The organism is Protofrankia sp. CiP1_Cm_nod3 (assembly GCF_982290655.1).
In genome coordinates this window covers 1-5,270 of sequence record NZ_CEVIVD010000202.1, presented here as the reverse complement: position 1 = coordinate 5,270, position 5,270 = coordinate 1, and the positions used below count along the sequence as shown (strand labels likewise).

The following is a 5,270-nucleotide window of genomic DNA, read 5'->3' as shown; positions in this document are numbered from 1 at the left end:
CGGGCAGCCGGCCATGGCCTGGCGGCCTGGCGGTAGCGGTTGACGCCTAGCGGTAGCGGTTGGTGTCGATGTCGTAGCGCTCCTGGAGCGGGACCAGCGTGTGCAGTGGCGCGGTCAGGCTCGCGACGGTGTCGGGGTCGAGGATGTCCTGCACGAGCAGGGCGCACGCGAGGTCCGCGCAGAGCTCCATCACCCGCTGGTCGGTGCCGGCGTCCACGGAGTCGATCGTCGTGTGGCAGGACGGGCACAGCCGCCAGAAGCCCTCGGCGGCGCTGCGGCGTATCAGCGTCCACACCCGGCGGCGCCCCGTGCGCACGGCGCTGTTGAACGCGATCTGCATGGCGTCCTGGTGGGCGGTCTCGTCCCGGGTGAGCGCGGCGACCAGCAGACGGTCGTAGGTCCGCAGGCTGTCGGCGTCGTGACAGCGCCGTGCCAGCGCCGGCAGCGCGGCAAGAACCCGCTTGACCTCGGATCCGAACGGGCCGAGATCCGGTTCGTGCCCGCGGCTGCGGGGGTAGACGGCGCGCCAGGGCCGCAGCAGCGCGGCATACTCCGACCTGGTGAGAATCGGCTTGGCGTAGGCGGCCGCGATCGCGTCCCGGACCGCCTTGAGCGCGGTCGCGGTGACGTTCGGGTCGACTGTCACGTAGTCGTCGATGCCGGCGAGGTCGTCGGCGTAGATGGCCGACAAGGCGTCGAACGCGGCAAGGACCTCGATGACCAGTGGCGCGTCCGGTGAGAGTGCCTTGTCCCGCGCGGTGGCGAGTTGGGGTGTGTTGCGCCAGGCCAGGGCCAGCTGGTTGAGTTCGGCGTCACTGGTGTGCACGAGTTGGGCGAGGATCGCGAGGATCCCGCGGAGATTGGGATGATTCTCCAGCCTGTCGATTCGACGGAAACGCAGAATCATGCCGGTTTCCCCGGCTTCGCGCAGGCCATGTCACGTTTTCGTATTCCAACGATGACGCCGAGTAGTATTTCTCTCCGTGGTGGCTCTGGCATCTGCTGTCGGGTCGGGCTGTCGGCAGCCGTCACATCGCCTCCTCACGAGGCCCTTAGGTCGCGCCTGGCGGTCGGTTGGCCACTGGTTGGCCAAAGGCCCCGTTCTTCCTGGCCATCCGACTGGGATCATAGCCGTCGGGGCGAATAGATTGGACCATGGTCTCGGCAGCATGTACGTCGGATGAACCCTACGGCAACTGGCGCACCGATAGTAGCCGCAACGATGGTAGCCGGCGGACGCGGGCCAGCGACAGGAAAGGGGCGCGAGCAACTGTGACCGATATCTCGGCGCTGCGGGGGGCGGGGATTGCCGTCAGGCGCGCGGACGGCCGGGCGGTGACCCGGAATGACTGGTTGGACTCCCGTCACTCGTTCGCGTTCGGTCGCCACTATGATCCGGCCAACACCCATTTCGGCCTGCTGCTGGTCAGTAACGACGACCATGTCGCTCCCGGTGGCGGCTTTGCCACTCACTCGCACCGGGACATGGAGATCGTGACCTGGGTGCTGGAGGGTGAGCTCCTGCACACGGATTCCACCGGGACCCATGGCACCATCCGGCCCGGGGTCGCTCAGCGTATGAGCGCCGGTACGGGGATTACGCACGCGGAGACGAACGCGGCCGGCGCCACCGGCGGCCCGGGGACGCCCGACGCCCTGGACGATCCGGGCACCGTCCACTTCATCCAGATGTGGGTGACCCCCGACCATACCGGGATCACGCCCAGTTATGCCCAGCGGGATGTGGCGGACGCCCTCGCCACCGGCGAGCTGGTGGCGATCGCCGGCGGGGCGGGCTCGAGCGCCGCCATCGACATCCAGCAGCGCAACGCGGTCCTGCACGCGGCGCGCCTGCCCGCCGCCGGCCGGGTGAGCCTGCCGTCCGCGCCGTGGGTGCACCTGTTCGTCGCGCGCGGCACGGTCACGCTGGAGAGCGCGGGCGAGCTCGGCACCGGGGACGCGGCCCGGATCAGGGGCTGTGACAGCCTCGCGGTGGCCGCCGAGGCCGGGCCGGCGGAGATCCTGGTATGGGAGATGCACACCGCGCTGGGACGCTGACCGGCCGCCGGCCGGCCAGACCGACCGGCCGGCGGCCGGCGGTCGGTCGGCGGCCGGTGGAGTTTCGGCGCCGCGTGGCGCCTCCTGGTGCTACGCCTCCCGCAGCCGGTACCGGTGGATCGCGTCCTCGACGACCGTTGCCTTGATCGCGCCGTGGCGGGTCAGGGCCTCCAGCGTCGCCACCGTGATCGACTCGGCGTCGACGTGGAAGTGGCGGCGCAGCGCCGCCCGGGTGTCCGAGCGCCCGTAACCGTCGGTGCCCAGGGAGGAGTAGTCCTGGGGGATCCAGCGGGAGATCTGGTCCGGCACCGCCCGCATCCAGTCACTGACGGCGATCACCGGCCCGGGTGCCCCCTGCAGGAGCCGGGTCACGTACGGCCGGCGTTCCACCGAGTCCGGGTTGAGCAGGTTGTGCTCCTCGCAGCTGAGTGCCTCGCGGCGCAGCTCGTTCCAGGAGGTCACCGACCACACGTCCGCCTGTACGCCGAAGTCGTTCGCGAGCAGCTCCTGGGCGTCCAGCGCCCAGCGCATCCCGGTGCCGCTGGCCAGCAGCTGCGCGCGGGGCGGCTCGGCGGCCGGCGCGCCGGCTTCGGGGGAGCCGGCCTCCGCCGGCGGCCGTACCGGCAGGCCCGCCTCGGCGAACGGCCGGAACAGGTACATGCCGGCGAGTATCTGCGCCGGGTCGGCCCCGGCCGGCTCGGCCGGCTGCGGGAACGGCTCGTTGTAGACGGTCAGGTAGTAGAAGACGTCCTCGTCGCGCTCGCCGTACATCCGGTCGAGGCCGTCCCGGACGATGTGGGCGACCTCGAAGGCGAACGCCGGGTCGTAGGCCACGCACGCCGGGTTCGTCGAGGCGAGCAGCAGGGAGTGGCCGTCCTGGTGCTGGAGGCCCTCGCCGTTGAGGGTCGTGCGGCCCGCGGTGGCACCGAGCAGGAAGCCGCGGCCGAGCTGGTCGCCGAGCGCCCACATCTGGTCACCGGTCCGCTGGAACCCGAACATCGAGTAGAACACGTACACCGGGATCATGTGCACGCCGTGGGTGGCGTACGCGGTGCCCGCGGCGACGACCGACCCCATCGAACCGGCCTCGTTGATTCCCTCGTGCAGCATCTGGCCGGTCTCGGACTCCTGGTAGGAAAGCAGGAGCTCGCGGTCCACAGCCTCGTAACGCTGACCGTGCGGTGAATAGATCTTGGCGGTCGGGAACATGGCGTCCATACCGAAGGTACGCGCCTCATCCGGAATAACCGGGACGAACCGGGCGCCCATCTCCTTCGTCTTTATCAGGTCCTTGAGCAGCCGGACGAAGGCCATGGTGGTGGCCACCGGCTGCTTGCCCGAGCCCCGCCGCAGGTCACCGAAGATGGACTCCGGCGGCTGCGGGAGGGGCCGGGCGCGCACGACCCGCCGCGGCAGTGTGCCGTCCAGCACGGCCCGCCGTTCCCGCATGTACTGGATCTCCTCCGAATCCGGGCCGGGATGGAAGTAGGGCGGCAGGGGGCCTTCCAGCTCGGAGTCGGGAATGTCCAGGTAGAGCCGGTCGCGGAACTCCTTGAGATCGGCCTTGGAGAGTTTCTTCATCTGGTGCGTGGCGTTGCGCGCCTCGAAGTCCTTGCCCAGCGTCCAGCCCTTTATGGTGTGGGCGAGGATGACGGTGGGCTGGCCGGCGTGCTCGGTCGCCGCCTTGTAGGCCGCGTACAGTTTGCGGTAGTCGTGCCCGCCGCGGGAGAGTTTGCGCAGCTCGTCGTCGGACAGGTCCTTGACCATACGGCGCAGCCGCGCGTCCGCGCCGAAGAAGTGTTCCCGGATGTACGCGCCGGACGATGTCGTGTAGGTCTGGAACTGGCCGTCCGGGGTGGTGTTCATCCGGTGGACGAGCACCCCGTCGGTGTCCTTGGCCAGCAGCGGGTCCCAGTCGCGGCCCCAGACCACCTTGATGACGTTCCAGCCGGCGCCGCGGAACAGCGACTCCAGCTCCTGCATGATTTTCCCGTTGCCGCGGACCGGCCCGTCGAGGCGCTGCAGGTTGCAGTTCACGACGAAGATGAGGTTGTCGAGCTCCTCGCGCGCGGCGATGCCGAGCGCGCCGATCGACTCCGGCTCGTCCATCTCGCCGTCACCGAGGAAGGCCCACACCCGGCTGCCGGAGGTGTCCTTGATCCGCCGGTTCAGCAGATAGCGGTTGAACCGGGCCTGGTAGATGGCGTGGATCGGCCCGAGGCCCATCGAGACGGTCGGGAACTCCCAGAAGTCGGGCATGAGCCGGGGATGTGGATAGGAGGACAGCCCGCCGGGCTCGCCCTCCCGACGGAACGCGTCGAGCTGCGCCGCGGTCAGCCGGCCCTCGAGAAAGGCCCGGGCGTAGATACCCGGTGAGGCGTGTCCCTGAATGAACACCTGGTCGCCCGAGTCACCGCCGGGCCCGCCGGTCAGGTTGTCCTTGCCGCGGAAGAAGTGGTTGAATCCCACCTCGTAGAGAGCGGCACTGGACGCATATGTCGCGATATGCCCGCCGACGCCGTATTCGGGACGGTTCGCGCGGCTCACCATGATGGCCGCGTTCCAGCGGACATAGGCCCGGATGCGCCGTTCGATGTGCTCGTCCCCGGGGAACCACGGTTCCCGCTCCGGCGGGATGGTGTTGATGAAATCGGTGCTGGTGAGCCCGGGCACTCCGACGGCCTTCTCCCGGGCCCGTTCCAGCAGCTTCAGCATGAGGAATCGGGCCCGGCCACGGCCCTGCTCGTCGATCACCGCGTCCAGGGACTCCAGCCATTCGCCGGTTTCGGACGGGTCGATGTCCGGCAACTGGCTGGGAAGCCCGTCGGTGATGACCGAGAACCTGCTGCCGCTGTCCTTCGCCACGTGTTCTCCCTGACGTCACTTGGTCGTTGCGCGCATGCTTCGTCGTGAGTGGGTCCCCTTCCATCGTGCTCTGTGCGGGGGGGCTCGTCACGCTTCCCGACGTTACTTGTGGCCCATCCGGTCGAAGAACACACGATCATGATTTTTCTCGAGTGCGTGGGGACGCCGGGGAGCCGGCCTGGACCGACACTCGCGGACACGCGCCGTCGTCGACGCGCCGCCCCGGCTTCCGGGCCTGCCGGCCCGGCGGTGGTGCCCGGCCACCGGGCCGGCAGGCCGTCCCGGCGGCACCCGGCTGCCGGCGTGGCCAGGGCGGGACGGCGCCGGGCCGGCGGGGGCCGGTGGGC

General features: G+C 69.8%; 3 protein-coding genes. 1 reads left to right on the top strand and 2 read right to left on the bottom strand.

Annotation, left to right across the window (positions count from 1 at the left end; all coding sequences use genetic code 11):
* Nucleotides 1-46: 46 nt before the first annotated feature.
* On the bottom strand, nucleotides 47-907 hold the full coding sequence (locus AC5LUJ_RS22610) for a hypothetical protein (protein ID WP_250287081.1): 861 nt from the start codon (nucleotides 905-907) through the stop codon (nucleotides 47-49).
* A gap of 365 nt (nucleotides 908-1,272) precedes the next feature.
* On the opposite strand from AC5LUJ_RS22610, the gene AC5LUJ_RS22605 reads away from it, so the two are divergent.
* Nucleotides 1,273-2,058, top strand: a complete 786-nt coding sequence (locus AC5LUJ_RS22605; protein ID WP_250287080.1) for a pirin family protein — start codon at nucleotides 1,273-1,275, stop codon at nucleotides 2,056-2,058.
* 90 nt (nucleotides 2,059-2,148) lie between these two features.
* Here AC5LUJ_RS22605 and aceE read toward each other — a convergent pair whose 3' ends face one another.
* Nucleotides 2,149-4,923: a pyruvate dehydrogenase (acetyl-transferring), homodimeric type gene (gene aceE / locus AC5LUJ_RS22600; protein WP_445548397.1), complete on the bottom strand. Its 2,775-nt coding sequence runs from the start codon at nucleotides 4,921-4,923 to the stop codon at nucleotides 2,149-2,151.
* Nucleotides 4,924-5,270: the final 347 nt, after the last annotated feature.